8 protein-coding genes are annotated in these 18,210 nt (G+C 74.3%); 2 read left to right on the top strand and 6 right to left on the bottom strand.

Annotated features, from left to right (window positions below; genetic code table 11):
• Positions 1 to 16 precede the first annotated feature (16 nt).
• Genes AB0H57_RS18625 through AB0H57_RS18610 form a run of 4 tightly spaced genes read right to left on the bottom strand, consistent with a single transcriptional unit; the run spans position 17 to position 14,086 of the window.
• Positions 17 to 1,033 carry a hypothetical protein gene (locus tag AB0H57_RS18625; RefSeq protein ID WP_357507968.1) on the bottom strand — a complete coding sequence of 339 codons (1,017 nt, stop codon included), beginning with the start codon at positions 1,031 to 1,033 and terminating at the stop codon, positions 17 to 19.
• The gene (locus AB0H57_RS18620) at positions 1,030 to 2,325 is read right to left on the bottom strand and encodes a hypothetical protein (RefSeq protein WP_357507966.1); all 1,296 of its coding nucleotides are present in this window, start codon (positions 2,323 to 2,325) and stop codon (positions 1,030 to 1,032) included. Before AB0H57_RS18620 ends, AB0H57_RS18625 begins: the two co-directional genes overlap by 4 nt.
• Positions 2,325 to 11,924: a DUF6603 domain-containing protein gene (locus AB0H57_RS18615; RefSeq protein WP_357507964.1), complete on the bottom strand. Its 9,600-nt coding sequence runs from the start codon at positions 11,922 to 11,924 to the stop codon at positions 2,325 to 2,327. The genes AB0H57_RS18620 and AB0H57_RS18615 overlap by 1 nt, the downstream gene beginning before the upstream one ends.
• Complete coding sequence (locus AB0H57_RS18610) at positions 11,921 to 14,086, bottom strand: hypothetical protein (protein ID WP_357507962.1); 2,166 nt, start codon at positions 14,084 to 14,086, stop codon at positions 11,921 to 11,923. Before AB0H57_RS18610 ends, AB0H57_RS18615 begins: the two co-directional genes overlap by 4 nt.
• Positions 14,087 to 14,630: 544 nt before the next feature.
• Between AB0H57_RS18610 and AB0H57_RS18605 the strand changes: the two genes are divergently transcribed.
• The gene (locus tag AB0H57_RS18605) at positions 14,631 to 14,756 is read left to right on the top strand and encodes a hypothetical protein (RefSeq protein WP_357507960.1); all 126 of its coding nucleotides are present in this window, start codon (positions 14,631 to 14,633) and stop codon (positions 14,754 to 14,756) included.
• Between the two features lie 2 nt (positions 14,757 to 14,758).
• Positions 14,759 to 15,616: a peptidoglycan-binding protein gene (locus tag AB0H57_RS18600; protein WP_357507958.1), complete on the top strand. Its 858-nt coding sequence runs from the start codon at positions 14,759 to 14,761 to the stop codon at positions 15,614 to 15,616.
• 270 nt (positions 15,617 to 15,886) lie between these two features.
• On the opposite strand, the gene AB0H57_RS18595 is transcribed toward AB0H57_RS18600, so the two are convergent.
• Together AB0H57_RS18595 and AB0H57_RS18590 are read right to left on the bottom strand one after the other, a co-directional pair.
• Positions 15,887 to 17,029 carry an acyl-CoA dehydrogenase family protein gene (locus AB0H57_RS18595; RefSeq protein WP_357507956.1) on the bottom strand — a complete coding sequence of 381 codons (1,143 nt, stop codon included), beginning with the start codon at positions 17,027 to 17,029 and terminating at the stop codon, positions 15,887 to 15,889.
• Positions 17,026 to 18,141 (bottom strand): Xaa-Pro peptidase family protein, encoded by a 1,116-nt coding sequence (locus AB0H57_RS18590; protein WP_357507954.1) that lies wholly within the window; start codon positions 18,139 to 18,141, stop codon positions 17,026 to 17,028. The genes AB0H57_RS18595 and AB0H57_RS18590 overlap by 4 nt, the downstream gene beginning before the upstream one ends.
• Positions 18,142 to 18,210 lie beyond the last annotated feature (69 nt).

Below are 18,210 nucleotides of genomic sequence, written 5' to 3'. Positions count from 1 at the left end.
TCGATGGGGCGGCGGGTCATGAGGGTGGGGTGGAGGAGCCGAACCGTTGCCGGGACGGGGCCTGCAACAGGGACAGCGCCACCGCGGCGCCACCGCGCGCGCGGGGCAGCGGGCGCGCGGCGTCGAGGGCGCGGGCGAGGCGTTCAACGTCCACGACCCCAGGGACGGGGCTGGCGGGACGCATCGGCACCGCCACCAGGCCGACGTCGCGTCCTGCGGTGTCGCGGATCGGGACCTGCCAGCCGGACCCGGCGGCTTCCAGGCCGAACTGCACGCTCTGCGGTGGTTCCTGCAGCCACACCAGGCGGGGGGCGCCGCGGAACAGCGCGATGAGCACCGACGGCGACAGCCGTTCCAGGCGCAGCAGTTCGACGACCAGGTCGGGTCTGTTGCGGGCCAGGACGTCCGGGTCGACGCCGGGCGGCACGTCGGCGGGGTTGTCGCTGGACCAGGCTCGGAGTTCCATGCCCGGCCAGCCGCTGACCAGCGCCGAGCGCAGCAGGAAACCGGTGACCGGAACGGCGGCGTCCGTGGCGTTGAGGTCGCCTGCCAGGCGTGCCTCGGTGAGCAGGTCGGCCGCGACGGGGATCGACATACGGTTGCGCTGCACCTCGCGGACCAGCGGCAGCTGTGCGGTCACGGTGGCGGTGACGTGGGGCAGCAGGCTGCGGGTGGCGGCGCGTTCCCTCGTGCCGTCGCCTCCGACGGCCAGCGCGCCGGCGCGCAGCTGTTCCAGCCAGCCGGTGTCGAGGCGGAAGAACCGGATGGACTCGGCGGGCAGGAGGCGGGTGTCGGGCACGAGGTAGCGGAAGGGCAGGTCGTGTAGGAGGCTCCAGCGGGCCAGCAGGTGCTCGACGTAGGCGGGCAGGGGCGGCACCGCGGTCGCCGTGGCCGTGCTGTCGGCCGTGGCCGTGGCGGTCGCCGCGAAGGCGCGGTGTCGCGTTTGCGGGTCGGGGGTGGGGTCGGGCGCGCCGAGGAGGGTGCCGAGCCGCTCGGCGAGCAGCCGGGCGCCGGATGACATCGGGCTCGTCACGACGGTTCTCCTTCGCGGGGCAGCTGGCGGGGAATGACGCTGGCGCCGCCCGGGTGGGCCTGCCAGAGGTCGGCGCGGGTGGTGCGGGACAGCAGCCGTTGCGCGAAGGTGTCGCCGAGCGCGGCCAGCGGGTCGCTGTCGGCGGTCGTGGCGGCGGCGCGGCGCAGCGTCGTCGGTGCGCTGGCGACGTATGAGCGGGCGCTGTCGGTGCGGACGGTGGCGGCGTTGCCGGTACGGGCGGCGTCGTCGGTGGCGCGGTGCCAGGCGACGACGTCGCGAATGAACCGGCCGTCGGCGGCGGCGAGGAGGCGGCCGAGTTCGAAGGCGGCGTCGGCGCTCACGTCGCCGGGGGTGTCGGGTAGCGGGTCGGGTGCCGTCCCGAGCAGCGGGGGCCGGTAGCCCATGGTGGTGGGTGTGCCGTCGCGGCGGGTGCCGGTCAGGCCGAGCGAGCCGGCGCTGTCCACGATGGCCGCGGCGCCGATCGGCGGTGTGCCGTAGGCGCCGAGGTCGAGGTGCGCGGCGAGGTGTTCGAAGGTTCCCCCGGTGGTGCTCGTGGTGAAGGGCCAGGAGGCGAGCACGATCAGGGTGGGTGGGTTGCCTGTGGTGGTGGACCAGGCGTCGTCGCGGGATTCGAGGGACACCAGGCAGGCGGTGTAGGTGGTGGGGGTGGTGGCGCCCAGCGGCATCCGGTTGGCGGTGACCACGGCGAACCAGCCGTCGTCGTCGTGTCCGGCGAGGGCGGTGTCGGCGATGTTGACCTGGCGGACGTGGGTGAGCAGGCCCACGTCGGCGCGGGTGGGCAGCAGGGCCCGGAAGGTCGGCAGGTCCTTGGCGCGCAGCCCGACGACGGTGCGGTTGCCGTCGACGGGTTCGGCGGCGTTGAGGCGGGCGTACACGGTCTCGCCGACGATGGTGCGCAGCGGCCCGGTCACCAGGGTGGCCTCGTCGGGTCGGACGACGAGCAGCGCCAGCCACGGGGTGCCGTCGGAGAGGCGCCGCTCCCATGGCAGGGTGCGGCGGCCCAGCACGACGTGCGGCAGCCGGTCACCGAACGCCCCGACCGCGTCGCGGGGTGGGTGTTGGGCGGTGACCTCGGTGGTGTCCAGGGTGAGCCGCGGCGCGCCCACCTGCACGTGTGTGGCGTGCTGCGGCAGCGCGGTCAGCGGCGTCTTCGGGTCGGTGGTGGGACGCACGTCGAGGGAGCTGCGGAACCGGTAGATGCCGGCGGTCAGCGATGGTGTCACCTTGTCGTGCAGCCGGATGGAGCCCACCGCGATCGGGGTCTCGGGCATCACGCCTCCGTCTCGTCGTGGTCGAAGGCGACCCAGGCCGCCGTGGGTGCCGGTACCGCCGGCGCGGGTTCGGTTCCGGCGGCTGCCGTGCGCCGTGCCGCTGGCCGCGCCGCGGCGGAGAGCGGCTCGCGGGGACTTCCTGGTTGGACTGTGTCTCGCGTGGCGTGCGGGGCGGCGACCCGCATCAGCTCGGCGCGGGCGGCCGGGTCGTACGGGTCGACGGCGTCGTCGCGGCTGCCGATCACCGCGCACACCCGCCAGCTGTCGCCAGCGACGACCTGCACCGAGATGGTGCGTGCGCCGGGTTCGGGGTCGACGGTCAGCAGGATCCGGTTCGGGGCGGTGTTCTCGCGGCTGCTCACTCGTACTCCGTCTAGGTCGACGCGGACGTCGGCGAGTTCGGCGCCGGCGGCGGCCGGTTCCAGGGCCACCACGACGCTGCGGGTCGCGGCGGGCAGGGTGGTGACGAGGCCGTCGACGGCGGCGGTCAGCAGCGCCGCGGGGACCGGGACGTGGTCGCCGGCGCGGCGGTAGCGGGCCGGCGGGCGCCACGGTCCGGGTAGGAGGATGGTGGCGCCGGGGGCGACGAGCACGCCGTCGGTGACCGGGACCAGCGGCGTGTCGGCGGTCCAGCCAGCGGTGTCGCCGGCGGCGGGGGTCACCACGGCGTGGGCGGCTTCGGCCGGTACCCGTGCGCCGGGCCGGGCCGGGCCGTCGCTGACGGGCGCGCCGCTGCTGGTGAAGGTGGCCAGCCGCAGCGGGGTGGCGCCTTGGTCGAGGCGCAGCCGCAGGGCCGGTGCGCCGGAAGTCTCCCAGATCTGGGTGCTGCCGGTCGGTAGGGCGTCTCCGCCGGTCTGGGCGGCGCGGGCCTGGGCGGCGCGGGCCTGGGCGGCGGCGAAACGGGTGGGGCGGCGCCGCTGGTCTGCGGAGACGGTGGCGCGCAGGCGCGGGCCGGTCGGGGCGGCCGCCCGCAGGGCCGTCACGGTGGTGTCGGGTCGGGACGCCATCGCGGCCGATCGGCGCAGGATCGACGGTGCGGCGGTTGGGGCGGCGGTGACGGACAGCGGCAGGTGCCGCTGCTGCTCCTCTTCGATCATGGTGGCCAGCGGCACGTCGCCCAGCGCACCGGTGGCTTCGGTGACGGTGACCGGGGCGGCCAGGTTCACCGACGACAGCGCCTGGATCATGGTGGGTAGGGAGCCGTTGTTGCGGTCTCCGGCGAGGTTGCCGTCCCACAGGCCGGCCGGGAATCCGGTGGTGGCGGTGGCGGCGCGCAGCGCCTGCACCTGGGTCGCCGGCACGGCGCTCCAGGTGGTGCCGTTGCGTTGTTCGACGGTGACGGTCATGGTGGCGTTGACGTGGCCGACCTTGTTGCCCGACGGCACGACTTCGACGGTGCGTCCGCCGGTAGGGTCGGCGGGGCGGCCGCTGTCGGTCAGTTGCCAGGCGGCCAGCGGCATCAGTGACTCCACGCGCACGGCGAACTCGGGTGCCACCGACCAGGGGTGTTCGAGGGTGCCGTCGGGTCGGCTGCCGATCGCGGGTGGGAGGTTGCCGGCCGTCACCGTCGCGGCGGTGGCCGGTTTGGCGGCGTCGCCGCCGCCGAGGTACTTGGTGGCGAACTGGAGCCAGTCGGGGTAGTTCTGCAGTTGTGTCTTGCCGAACCGCACGGTCACTGAGGCGATGGCCAGGTCGACGGTGACGGTGCCGCGCAGCGGTGGGCCTTCGATGTGCACGCGTGCGCCGAGGGAAACGCTGACGTTGATGCGGGCGCAGGCGAAGAAGCACACCTTGATGGTGAAGCGGGCGCCGACGCTGACGGCGATGGTGGCGTCGTAGCTCAGCGGGTCCCAGCGGACGATCACGTCCAGGGCGGCGACGAACCAGATCCGCACGGGCGAGCGGTCGTAGGAGGCTTCGAGGCGTCCGCCGAGCATCACCGCCGAGGGGGTGAGGGTGAAGTAGGCGTCGCCCTTGACGACGACGCCGCCGCCGACGGACCAGTGGAATCCGACGCGGGGCACGTCGGGGTAGTGCGCGGGTTTGTTGAACCGGGGGTGGTAGCCGCCGATGGACAGCAGCACTTCGGGCCGGTCGAACCACACCATGAAGGCGAATCCGCCGACGAGTTGGCAGTCTTTGCTGAGCAGCCACGAGTTGCGGGTGAGGGCGGCGCGCACCGACAGGACCTTGTCGACGGTGCTGTAGCGGGCGGCGAGGGCGAGTTCGACGTTCATCACCGCGGCCTGCGAGTCGGGTAGCGCCATGCGCATCAGGCCGAGCAGCCCGACTTCCAGGCCGCGGTCGGCGGAGACGTAGGCCAGGGCGGTGGTGTGCAGCAGTTGGAAGGTGGTGAACTTGACGCCGGCGGCGAGCCAGAACGCGCCGCGGGCCGGCGGGATGTCGCGGGACATGCGGGCCAGTGCGCCCATCGGCCCACCGGTGCCTTCGAAGCCGCCGTCGTCGATGGCCTTGATCAGCGGGAACGCGGTGACGCCCTGGGGGTCGCGGGGTACGAGCAGTTTGCGGTTGTAGCCGGCGCCGCCGCCGAGGCCGAGGACGTACAGGTAGGGCGGGCCGCCGAGCGGGAAGCCGACGGACAGGAACACGAACAGGGAGGTGAACTGGCCGAGGTCGTCGCGGGGCCGGGCGTAGGAGCCGACCGCTGTCAGTCCTCGGCCGGCGAGGTCGACTGACAGCATGCCGTCGTACTGCACGCCGTTAGCGCCGGTGACCTTGACCAGTCCCCCGGCGATCGAGACTCCTGGTGAGGTGAACGACAGCGACAGTCCGGTCAGGTCCACTTCCCAGGCGTTGAGGTCGGTGGGGTTGCGCAGCGGCACCAGCAGCGACAGGTCGTCGACGTCGAGGGTGAGGCCGGCGATGGCGACGCCGCCGTCGACGGACACGCCCACCTTGCCGGGCCCGGAGGTGGCGGCCTTGTACAGCAGCGCCAGTTCGGCGATGTGCAGTGGGCCGTAGCTGCGGTTGATGTCGAAGCGGGCTTCTGTTTTTCCGCCGAACAGCACCAGCCAGCGGCCTGCGCCGCGGGCCACCAGCATGTCAATCGGCGGGTTGGCGGGGGTGGCGTCACCGCCGCCGCCGGTCTGCAGCAGCGACGCGGCGACCGGGTTGGATCCGCCGCCGCCGGGAGCCATCGGGAAGCCCATTTTCTCGATGACGACGGCGCCGTCCACGACGGTGGGCCGGCCCAGGGCCGTGGTGCCGGTCAGGGCCAGGTCAGCGCGGATATGGGCGGCGGCGGCGCCGAGGCGGAACCCGCCGGTTTCCACGAGGGCCTTGCCGGGCGCGGCGGCCGCCACCCGCATGCCCAGACCGCCCAGGCGCAGCACCGGACGTAGCTGCGGGGCGGCGGTGTTGGTCAGGTCCAGCAGCAGCAGGCCGACGCCGCGGCCGGCCGGTCCCCAGCCGACGTCGAGCGTGTCGGGCAGCCCGAAGCGCAGTTGCACGGCGGTGCCGCCGGCGGGCAGCGTCAGTTCGCCGCCGACGACGATGCCGTAGCGGAAGCCGTCGGTGACGACGGACAGGGCCAGCCCGCCGGGCACCGGTACCGGCACCCCGGCGACCGCGTCCAACGTGCCGCGCAGCAGCCCGATGGGGGTGGGCAGGGTGGCGGCCATCCGCATGCCGTCTGCGGTGTCGACGGCCACGGCGGCGGTGGTGAGGATCTGCGCGGCGGTGCGTCCGCCGGGCCACAGCGGGCGGCGCAGCCACGGCTCGGCGGCGCGCAGCGCGAGGGTGCCGGCCATCGGCACGACCAGCCGCTGGGCGAGTTGCGTCAGCGCGGCCGGTCCGGGCAGTTGCACCGTCGGCGCGAGTTGCACGGCCACCTCGCCGGTGCCGGCGTCGTCGGTGCCGAGCAGACCGAGACGCACGGCCAGTCCGTCGGGTGTCGCCTGCGCGGACAGCCGGGCGCGCAGCGCCACGCCGAGACCGGTGTCGACGTGCGCCCGGGCGGTCAGTTCGGCGGTCACGTGGGGGTGGGTGTAGCCGACGACCACGTCGGCGGTGAGCGCGCCGGCAGTGACGCCCCGCACGGCCAGGCCCAGCGTGGGGCGCGGGGCAGCCAGGTCGGTGCGCAGTTCGACGGTGCCGCCGAGCACGCCGACGCGGACGGCGACCTGGCCGGGGGCGGCCGGGTCGGGCACCTGCGCGGCGCCGAGGACGTGGCGCAGCACGGCGACGGCGGCGGACGCCGCGGCGGGACCGGCGGCGGCGAGGCCGCCTGCGGCGAGGTTGTCGGCGAGGTCGGCGAGGGCGCCGGCGCGGGCGGCGAAGCCGTGCGGGGCGGCCTGCGGGTCGTAGACGCCGAGCGCTTCGGCGACGTCGAGGACGTCGTCGAGCACGGCGGGGTGCGGGTTGCGGGCGCGGATGCCTTCGGTGAGATGGTCGAGCACTTCGGGTAGCAGCCGCGAGCCGGCGGCCTGCACCAGGGTGTCCATGCCGGTCACGGTGGGCAGCAGGGTGAGGGTGGCGCCCAGTGCGGCTGGGGTGACCGCCACCGACAGGCCTGCGGTGTCGGCGGCGAGGCGCACGATGAGGGCATCCCAGTCGCCGGGCAGCTGCAGGTGCAGGGTGACCTCACCGCCGGGCTGGACCTGTCGGGCGGCGTCGACGTCCAGGTGCAGGGCCAGGTTCAGGGTGGCCGGTGCGGTGCCGGCATCGAACAGCTCGATCGGTTCGTCGGTGGCCAGCCGCAGCCGCAGCGCCCGCGCGTCGGGTGGGCCGACGTCGAGCAGGTCGAGGTTGATGCCGCCGGGCAGGGTGAGGGCGTGCGTGGGGTCGGTCGCCAGTCCGAGGGGCGCGGCGGCGAGCCGCAGCAGGTCGGACAGCGGTCCCGCCTGCGGGGGTGCGCCGGGTGTGCCGGCGAAGGTGCGTTGCAGCCAGCCGGCGGGGTCGGTCAGGAGGCCGTCGAGGGACGCAACCCGGATGTGGCCGCCGGCGACCTGTTCGAGCAGGACGCCCATGGCCGCGTTAACCAGCAGCCGCGGCATCAGCGCGGCGAGCCGCCCGGACAGGTCGGGGGCGGCGGGCAGCAGCCCGACCGGTTCGGTCAGCCACGGGGCGGCGAGCGACACCCCTGCGTTGGTGCGAGTGAGGGTGACGCCGCCGACGGTGAGGACGGCCTGCACCTGCGGTGTCGGGTCGGCCAGCGCGACGGTGGTGGATCCCGTGAGGGTGGCGGCGTGACCGAGGCGCAACCCTGCCCCGGTGGTGCGGGCGGTGAGCCGCCACGGTTGCGCCTGCAGCACCAGTTCCACCGGCAGGCCGTCGAAGCGCCGCCGCCAGGGGCCTGCGCCGGCGGCGGTGTTCGGGGCGCGGACGAGGCCGAGCAGGCCGGCGGTCCGGTCGACCAGGGCCGGCAGCCTGGGCGCGAGCCACGCGGTGGCGTCGGTGCGCAGCGCGGTGATCGCGTCGGCCAGCACGGCGGCCGGGCGGCCGGGTGCCGCGCGGTGGATGACGCCGAGGGCGGCGAGTTCGGTCAGCAGGCGGGTCAGCCGTCCGTTGGGGGCGGCGACCCGGTCTAGTTCCTGCACCAGCGCGTCGAGGAGTTCCGGTGCGCGCGGGTCGAGCAGGTTCACGGAGGTGGAGGCGTCGCCGCGCAGGGCGGCGTCGTGCAACATCACCTCGACGTCGGTGACGGGGCCGGGTTCGCCAGCGCGGATGGTGGCGCGCACGGTCAGCGCCCGGATCCGGGCGGGAAGGGGGGTGCCGGTGCCGGGTCCGCCGAGCAGCCACCCGTCGGGTCGGGCGACCTGGATGCGTACCTGCGCTGACGGCGCGTCGGCCGTGCCGGCGTGGAGGGCGACGGCGCCGAGGCCGAGACGTACGTCCACGTCGACGTCGGGGTCGCCGGCGACGGGTGCGCCGAGGTCCAGTGCGAGGCGCAGCGCGGCGACGGCGTGGGTGGGCAGGTCGGCGGGGCCGGCGCCGGCGATGGTCTGGGTGGTCAGCGCGGCGACGAGCGCGGCGTGCAGGTGTCCGGCTCCACCGTTGCCGTCGACGTCGCCGAGGCTGCCCTGTAGTGCGAGCGCGGGCACGTTTTGCAGGTTCACGGCGGTGGCGGGCCAGCGGGCGAACGCGGCGGCGGGCAGCGGCGCCGGTCGCGCCTGCTGGCCTGGCTCGAGGGTGGTGTAGCCGTCGAGCAGCCGGCGCTGCAGGTCCAGGGCGGCGTCGAGCAGCGGTGCGGCCGGTAGGCCTTCCGGGGCGAGCATGCTGGCCAGCCGCACGCCGTCGGCGACTGCGGGCGCGTCGATCGGCAGTAGCGCGCCGTCGAACACGGTGCCGACGGTGATGAGGCCGAGCAGTTGGGTGGGTACGGCGGCGGCGAGTTGCCGGGCGACCAGGCCGAGGTAGGAGTGCCCGACGAGGACGGTGCGCACACCGGGGCGCACGGCGCGGACCGCGTCGTGAACGTGGCGCAGCGCGGCCAGGGCGGTGGCGGCGGGAAGTGTGCCGTCGTCGGCGAGGTCGACGACGTACCAGCGGGCGGCGGGCAGCGTGGCGAGGTCGACGAGGTCCGGTGGGGTGCCGGGCACCCGGAGGTTTACTGTGGCGATCTGGTTGGTCGGGATGCCGTCGAGCAGGTCGTCCCACGGGCGGGTGCCGGCCAGTGGCGGCGCGAGCAGCAGCACGGCCCAGTCGTCGCCTCCTGCGGCGGTGCGGGCGGTGATTTCGTCGCGGAGCTGGGTGACGATGCCGGGCGCGGTGGTGAGGGTGTCGTGGGTGGCGGCGACCAGGGTGCCGGCCCGCCAGCCGGGTTCGGCGGGCAGCGGCGCGTCGGCGGGCACGAGACCGTCGCCGTCGGCGAGCACACCGGACAGGGCGGCGAGCGCCGCGGCGGCGTGAGCGGCGTCCACGCCGGCGAGGGCGTCGGCGACGTAGGGCAGGTACGCCCCGGCGATCTCGGCTGTCTCCAGCACGTCGGTGCTGGTGAGGTGCGGCTGGTCGGCCGTAGCGTCCTGCTGGTCGTCGGACCCGAACCGGTCGATCAGCGCTGCGATGGCCCACTGCGCCGGCGGGCCTTGCGGCTCCAGCCAGGTGAGCAGTTCGACGGCGTCGTCGCCGTAGCGGTGCATCGGTACCCGCCACGGCACGGCGGGGGTGCCGCCGCCGGTGACCGGCAGGTCGATCGGTGGCAGCTGCTGGCCGGGCAGGGCGGGCAGCCGGTCGGTCAGGGCGGCCTGCAGGAGCTGCAGCAGGGCACGCAGGTAGGGCACTCCCCCGCCGGTGCGGGCTTCTTCGTCGCGGGCCAGTCGGGTGAGCCAGCCGCGGAGGGCGGCGGCCGGGTCGGCCAGCAGGGTGGACAGGTCGGCCGGGTCGGGCGGCAGTAGCGGCGGCAGTGCGGCGAACGGGCCGGTGGTCGCCGGCCCGGCGATGCCGACCAGGGCCAGCAGATCCCTGGCGGTGGGGCCGGCCCACGACTCGGCGGCCCTGGCCAGCAGGGCGCGGGCGGCACCCCACAGCGCTTCTGGGTCGATGCCGAGGCCCAGGTCGGCGGCGGTGGGGTCGATCGGTCCGGCGGGGGGCAGCACGACGTCGCCGAGGTGATGGGATTGGCCGTCCACGGTGACCGCGAGGTCGTCGATGGTGGCGTTGACGGTGACGGCCGACCCGAGCGACCAGCCGACGTCGAGGCGTACTCCGTCGGTGGACACCCGCACCGGCATGTCGGTTGCGAGGGCGGGCGGGTCGAAGGCCACGGTGGCGGTGACCGCGCGCAGCCAGGCGGGGCTGGCGGCGCCGTCGAGAGGGAGCGTGGCGAGGCCGGCGCGCACGTCGACCCGCCAGGGCAGCGACGCGTCGAGGTGCGCGCCGCCGCGTAGGCCGAACCCGAGTTCGAGGACGGGGGCGATGGGGGTGCCGGAGTCCCAGCAGATCAGCTCCAGCGCGATGGGCGCGTCGGGCAGGGCGGCGAACGCCGGCACGGCGACCCGCCACGGGTCTGCGGGGCTGCCGGTGCCGGTCGCGGCGGGCGCGGTGGCACCTACGAGGCGTGCCACGTCCTCCAGTACGCCGGACCAGCCGTCGGGTTCCTGCCGCAGCCGCCGGTAGTGGGCGGCGAGCGCTCGGGTCGGTGCGGTGGTCAGCAGGCCGAGGTCGATCCCGGGGGTGGTGCCGAGGCCGAGGAGGCGCCGCAGCGCGTCGACGGGTCCGGCGGCGGTGCCGAGTCCCTGCTCGATGGCGTCTTCGAGCAGCGATTGGGCGGCGGCGGTCAGGGAGCGGGCGTCGGTGAGGTCGACCAGGTCGAGGTGGTGGGGTTCGTCGCCGATGGCGACGGTGACGTCCCGCAGTTCCAGCAGGGGCGTGATGGTCTTGGTGGCGGCCCGGTAGCGCAGTCCGGCGCGTAGCCCACCGACCTGGACGGGTCCGGCGGGCTCCCCGGCGGCCGGGTAGAGGCGGCCGGCTGCGGCCGGCGCGGCGACGAGCACGTCGAGGCGTTCGAAGAGACTGGTCGTTGCGGTGCCGGCCAGCGGCACCACGAGTAGAACGGCGTCGCCGAGGACGGTGGCGTCGAGGGCGCCGGTGCCGCGGTAGGCGACGCGGGCGCCGAGCACGAGCGAGGGCGCGCCGGTGGCCGGGTGGGTGCGCACGGCCACGGTGAGATCGACCGACGGCGGCCCGGCCACCAACGGGATGAGCAGCGGGTCGGCGTCGGTGGGTAGGTCGGTGCGTTTGGACGGGTCGGCGCCGAGCAGCCCGGCGACGGAGTCCAGCCAGTTCACTAGTCCGGGTGCGCCGTCGGGGGTGCGGGCGGCGACCAGGGCGGCCAGCCAGGTGCGGAAGGCCGCCGGGTCGGCGGCGAGGTCACCCAGCGGCAGCGGGACCAGGCCCGGGGCCAGGCCGAGCAGGCCGGGCAGGTTGGTCGCGACCAACTGCACGGGGGCGGGCACGTCGTCGCCCACCTCGGCGAGGACGTAGCGCAGCAGCGCGGTGACCAGCAGGGCGAGTTGTGCACTGCCGGTGGCCGGGTCCAGCACGAGCGGTTCGGTGGTGCCGGGCAGGCCCCGTACGGTGACGGTGACGCGGCTCAGCGTCTCGTCGGGCGGGGCGACCAGCAGCACGGCGGCTTCGACGCTGGCGCCGCTGTCGCCGAGCGGAGCCTGCGCCCGCAGTCGGATCGGGTGGGTTTTGCTGGCCGCGACGGGTGTGACGGCGCCGCTGGCGGCGACGAGCAGGTCGACGCGTGCGGTGACGGCGGGTCCGCCGGCGACCGGGCCGGCTTCGGCGGCGATGGCCAGCGTCAGGGGTGCCGTCTTGGCCAGCCCGGCGCGTTCGACGACCAGGTAGACCTGGCCCTTGCCGCCTTCTTCGAGCAGCGGCACGTGCCGGACCGGCCCGGCGAGCTGCCCCGCGCCGTGGGACGGGAAGCGCGGCTGGGCGGCGGGCAGCATCCCCTCGATCGCACGCACGAGTGCGGCGCGTTGCACGTCGTTGGCGACGAGCTTCCCGACGCGTGCCCACGGGTCGGCGAAGAACTCCTCGACCAGGCGGACACCGCCGCCTGCGGGGGCCAGCAGGCCCAACGCGATTCCGAGATCGGCGACCTCGGCGGGCAGTCCAGCAACGTTGATCATGGTCCCACCCACCCCGAGAAGGTGCCTGCTTCCGGGTCGAGGCCGGCCCAGGCGTTGTCGTTGAAGCGGTCGTGCAGTCCGGTGATGAACATGTCCCGTGTGGCCTTGCCTTCGAGTTTGCGTTCGGCGAGGTAGTTGATCTGGAAGAGCCGCAGCCACGGCGGGCGCAGCGGCGCGGAGGTGCCCTCGTCGAAGGGCCGCATCTCGGTGCGTGTCGGCTCGGGCATCCGGGCGATGGCGCGCTCGGTGCGGTTGATCGCCCGGTCGATCGCCCCGGTCACCCCGGACGGGGAGTTGATGTGCTGGTCGATGAACAGGGCGGCGGCGTACTCAGAGCTGACGAAGTCGCGGATGCGGTACCGGCGGCCGCGCACGGTCAGCTTGGCCTTGCGCAGTGGTTGGCTGGCGAGGCGTTCGAACCGCCACACGGCGGTCCACACCTGCACCACGTTGTAGTGCAGGGAGCAGAGCGAGGCGAGGCGGATGCGACCGCACCATTCGGGGGCGATCGTGTAGGCCTTGCCTTTGGCGCTCACCCCGAAGAACGCGTGTCGGGGCAGGACTTCGACGACTTCCTCGGGTGGCTCGGGCAGACGCTGACGGCCACCACCGGGCGGCACGCGGAACAGCGTCGCGTAGCGCAGCGCGTACTCCTTGCCCTGTCGGGCGTTGCCGTCGCCGTCGAAGGCTTCCGGATTGGCCACGCGGACCTGCGCCGGGTCGGCGACCGCGACGTCCGCTTCCTTCTCGTCCACCGGCCACCACGGCTGCGATTGCAGCCCGTACATACCGAAGAAGAGGTCGTAGTGGTCGGGGGCGATGTGCTTGAACCGGGCCAGCAGCACCGGAAGTTCGTCGTTGTGGTGCGCGGACCACTGTTGGATGCCGGTGGACAAGGTGCCCTTGTCCGCGGCGCGGGCGGCGTCGAGCCGACCCTCGTTCGGGGCGATCAGCTCGACGACCCGCAGGCGCGCCAGCTCGGCGGTGGTGGTGAGCCCGATCGCCGCGGCGTTGGTCTGGATGAACTTCGGCGGGTCGAGTCGGCCGCCGTAGGCGGGCCCGCTCCAGCTGGTGCCGTTGTCCTGGGTGTGGCTGTCGATGGAGCCGAGGCACAGGTCGCGGCCGAGGACCATGGTGCGCCGTCCGCCGGGGTTCTCTCCGACCACCTTTGACTGCGCCACCAGCCCCTGCGGGGCCGGCTTCTTGCCCTTGACCGGCGGGGACGGTGGAACGGCGGTGAGTTCGTCGGGGATCACGGTCGGGCCGATCACGTCCGGGGGCTGCCAGGCGCCGGATCCGGTACGGGTCAGGCCCAGCGCCGGGCCGAGCAGGTCGCGGGCGTCCTGCGCGTCCCCATCGCTGCTGGAACCGACGAGAAACCACAGGCGGCGCAGCAGGCCGTGCCCGGCGCTCACCCCGGCCAGCATCGCCAGCTCCGCCGCGGTCAGCCGGCCGGTCACCTCCGCCGCGAGGTCCACGGCGTCGTCGGCGTCGTCGGCCGCGACCTGGCGCAGGATCTCGACGATCCGGAAAACCGCTTCGAACGGGTTGCCCACCAGGTCACGTTCGATGGCATCGGCCAGGTCGTCGGTGTCCCGGCCGGCCCGCAGGGCCGTCACCTCGGCCGTGAGAGCGGCGGGGTCGGGCAGCGGCAGGTGCTGGGCGGGCGCGTCCAGAGGCACCGCCGCCGCGGCCGGGAATCGGGCGGCCCAGCCGCCGACGGTCCCCCAGTCGGTGACCCACTGCGCGCCGCCCGCGGTGACCTCCACCGGCAGCGGCAGCCACAGCCCGGTACGCCAGGCGCTCGCGCCGCCCAGCCCGGCCAGGTAGTCGCGGTTCCAGCCCCACAGGGCCTGGGCCAGGCACATCTCGTCGAAGGGGGTCGTGTCCGGCGCGCCGCTGGGCTTCATGGTTCGCAGCAGCCAGTAGGCGATGCCGCGCAGTGTCGCGCCCGGGCAGAGGAACACCGACAGCGTGGGTCGCTGCGCTGGCGTGCGGCGCCCTCCGACGGTGTTCTGCAGGGCGCCCTGCACGACCGTCGGCGTGCCGGCGGCCGAGCCGGCCGGTACACGCAGCAGCACGTTGTAGGTCATGGGCGGGGTCGAGCCGGGATGGTCGGTCTCCAGGCCGGCGGCGGCGACCGCCGTCGCGACGCCGGTCACGACGTGGCCCTTCGGTGGCCGGCGGCGTGCCGTTCACATGAGTGCATGGTCCCCCCTCAACACCCGCCCGGATGTGGTGTCGCGGCGGGAGTTCCCGGAGGTTATGGCTGGCTGGTCGCGAGAATCTGTCGCCCTTCGGACGGTGCAGCGTGTGCTGGCACCGACACGAACCGAAGCGCCAGCACCACGTGGCCGTTGGGGGCGGCATGTCCAGCCAATTGGTTGACCCGGGCTAATGAATGCCGAAGCCGAAAGGCTGAGTCATCAACCAGGCCGCCTGTGTCCCGCAAGACGGAATCCCGACCGCCGTGAGACATTCTCCGGTTCGGCGACGACGATCGGCGGACACCGATGCCCAGACGGCCAACATCGACGCCGATAGCCGACTCTCCGCTTGCCGGCGTTCAACGCGTTTCCGAAGGTGGGCCCCGACGCCCGTCGCTGCCGAGCCGCAGCCGGACACCGTCCGTCGGCCGGCGCCATCTACCGACCGGTCTGCCCGCACCGGTTTCCGCGCCCGGGTGATGACCCAAGGAGGACCGAGATGGACACCGCAAGCACCGACCTCGAGTACCTGGTGAGCACTTTCGAAGAGGACGACGACCCGGAGAACCTGATCGGCGAGACCGTGGAGATCGACCTCGCCGCCGCGCTCAAGGAGGAGAACTGACCATGCCCGTACACCTGGCTCCGGCACTGCGGGTCCTGCGGGAGGAGATCAACGAGCGCTGGCCGCACCGCGACAAGGCCTCCGACGGCTGGATCGGCGACGCCTCCCACCGGCTCCGCAAGTCCGACCACAACCCCGACGGCGACGACCACTCGGTCAACGCCGCCGACTTCGACATCGACGGCATCGACCCGCTTCTCGTCGTCCAGCAGTGCATCGCCCACCCGTCCACCCGGTACGTCATCTACAACCGGACGATCTGGAGCAGCACGCGCGGCTTCCGGCCGGCCCGCTACATGGGATTCAACCCCCACAACAAGCACCTGCACGTCAGCGTCAGCCACTCCCGGGCCCTGGAGGACAGCCTCCGACCCTGGGGCATCGCCGCCGCCACCGTGTTGAAGCTGGGTGACCGGATCCTGCGCACCGGCTGCCGAGGCAGCGACGTACGGGAGTTGCAGACGCTGGCCAACCGGGTCGGGGCCCGCCTGACCGCCGACGGTGTCTTCGGCCCGAAGACCACCGCCTGGGTCCGGTCCCTGCAGAAGTCCCACAAGCTGGAGATCGACGGAATCGTCGGGCCCACGACCCTCGCCACACTCCGGACGGCCACCCGGCCGCCGGTCCCCCAGCCCGGCCGGGCGCCCGGGTCCCGCACCATCCGCGCCGGCAGCAGCGGCGAGGACGTGGCATTCATCAAACGGTTCGTCGGCGCCCGCCGGTGCGGCCCGGCGTCCACCGAGTTCGACGCCAGGACCGAGTCGGGCGTGCGCTGGTACCAGGGCATGCGCGGACTCACCGCCGACGGCATCGTCGGCCGCCTCACCTGGGCCGAGATCGGCGTGCGCGTCACGTACTAGTCAGGCGCGTCAGCACCCGGCGGCCTTGTCTGTGCCTCGTCGGACGCCCTACGGCTACCGGCCGGAGATGCCGTTTGGGTCGACAACCTCGAAGCCGCAGCTGTCGTCACCCCCACCACCTCCCAGGCCAGCCGGTGGGACCGGTCGAAGACCGGGCCAACCCGACGCAAGCCACCACGCCCCGCGCCCAGGCGACGCAGGGCACCCTCCCCCACCCGGCCCCACAACCTGGCGGGAAAGGGTCCGGAGATCAGAGACGCTATGCCGTGCTCAGCCCTTGGCCAGCGCCCGGGAGATGACCAGCCGCTGGATCTGGTTGGTGCCCTCGACGATCTGCAGCACCTTCGCCTCCCGCATGTACCGCTCCACCGGATGGTCGGCGACGTAACCGGCGCCGCCGAGCACCTGCACCGCGTCGGTGGTCACCCGCATCGCCATGTCGGTGGCGAACAGCTTCGCCTTCGCCGCCTCGATGGAGTACGGCCGGCCGGCGTCGCGCAGCCGCGCGGCGGCCAGCACGAGGGCGCGGGCCGCGGAGATCTGGGTGGCGTGGTCGGCCAGGTTGAAGCCGAGCCCCTGGAAGTCGATGATCGCCCGGCCGAACTGCTGCCGTTCCTTCGCGTAGCCGACGGCGTAGTCGAGGGCGGCCTGGGCCAGGCCGACGGCGCAGGCGGCGATGCCGAGCCGGCCGGAGTCCAGGGCGGACATGGCGATGGTGAAGCCGGCCCCCTCGCCGCCGATCAACCGGCCGGCCGGCACCCGGGCGTCGTCGAAGGCGATCTGCGCCACCGGGGAGGCGTGCAGGCCCATCGTCCGCTCGGCGGCCTGCGGGTGGATGCCCGGCGTGCTCCGGTCGGCGAGCAGGCAGGAGATGCCCTTCGGGCCGGGCCCCCCGGTGCGGCAGAAGATGTTGTAGAAGTCGGCCACCCGGGCGTGGGTGATCCACGCCTTCGTGCCGGTGACCACGTAGTCGTCGCCGTCGCGGACGGCCTTCGTGGTCAGCGCCGCCGCGTCCGAGCCGCCCTGCGGCTCCGACAGGCAGTACGCGCCGAGCAGCTCGCCGCCGATCATGTCCGGCAGCAGCTTGCGCTGATCGTCGGTGCCGAACTGCGCCACCGGGTAGCAGGACAGGGTGTGCACGCTGACCGCCTCGGCCACCGCCAGCCAGCGGCTGGCCAGGATCTCCAGCACCTGGAGATACACCTCGTACGGCTGGGCGGCGCCGCCGTGCTCCTCGGCGTACGGCAGGCCGAGCAGGCCGGCCCGGCCCAGGGTGCGCAGCACCTCCCGGGGGAACTCGGCGCGCTGCTCGAACCCGGCGGCCCTCGGGGCGAGTTCCCGGTCGGCGAGTTCGGTGGCGAGGTCCAGCAGGTCGTGGGCCTCGTCGGTGGGGAGGATCCGGTCGACGTTCATAGCGCGATGAGCTCCGTGGGGGTGGTGTTGAGCCGTTGCCCGCCGTCGCTGGTGCAGACGACGATGTCCTCGATACGGGCGCCGTGCCGGCCCGCCAGGTAGATGCCGGGTTCGATGGAGAAGGCCATCCCGGCCTCGATCGGCCGGGGGTTGCCGGCCACCACGTACGGCTCCTCGTGGCCGTCCAGGCCGATGCCGTGCCCGGTGCGATGCAGGAAGGCGTCGCCGTACCCGGCGGCGGCGATGAGGTCCCGGCCGACCGCGTCGAGCGCCTCGGCGGTGATCCCGGGCCGCACCGCCGCCACCGCGGCCCGCTGGGCCTCCCGCAGCACCGCGTAGTAGTCGGTGAACTCGGCCGGCGGCCGGCCGCCGGCGACGTAGGTACGGGTGCAGTCGGAGCGGTAGCCCGATGGCATGGTGCCGCCGATGTCGACCACCACCGGCTCGCCGGCGCCGATCGGCCGGTCGGAGGTGCCGTGGTGCGGGCTGGCCCCGTTCGGGCCGGCGGCGACGATGACGAAGTCCACGCTCAGGTGGCCGGCGGCCCGGATCGCCGCGGCGATGTCGGTGGCCACCTCGACCTCGGTGCGGCCGGGGCGCAGCCACTGCCCCATCCGCTCGTGCACCGCGTCGATCGCCGCGCCGGCCTCGGCGAGCGCGGCCACCTCGGCTGGGGACTTGCGGATGCGCAGCTCCCGCAGCACCTCGGAGGCGAGCCGCTGGGTGGCGTCGGGCAGCGCGGCGCGCAGGCCGAGCACCTGCTCGGCCCACATCCGGTCGGCCAGCCCGACCGCGCCGACCGGGCCGCCGAGGGCGGCGGTGACCAGCGGGTACGGGTCGGTGCCGTCGGCGTGGTCGACGATGCGCACCCCGGTGCCCGGGGCGGGTGACGCCTCGGCGGCCGGCCGTTCCAGGGTCGGCACGATCAGGGTGGGCTCGCCCTCGGCGGGCAGCACCAGGCAGGTCAGCCGCTCCCCCGCGTGGGCGTCGTAGCCGGTGAGGTAGCGCAGGTCCGACCCCGGGGTCAGCAGCAGGGCGTCCAGGCCGGCGGCGGCGGTGGCGCGGCGCGCGGCGGTCAGCCGGTCGGCCGGGTAGAGCTCGTCGGTTCCCACCCCGTCAGCTTAACGGTCGTTTGGGTCGGTGCGGGAGCCCCGCGGTCAGGCCGCGTCACCACCCCTGGA

It is taken from the genome of Micromonospora sp. NPDC050686 (assembly GCF_040654475.1).
Taxonomy (GTDB): domain Bacteria; phylum Actinomycetota; class Actinomycetes; order Mycobacteriales; family Micromonosporaceae; genus Micromonospora.
Note: the sequence above shows the minus strand (reverse complement) of the source record. Positions and strands in the feature narration are given on the sequence as shown.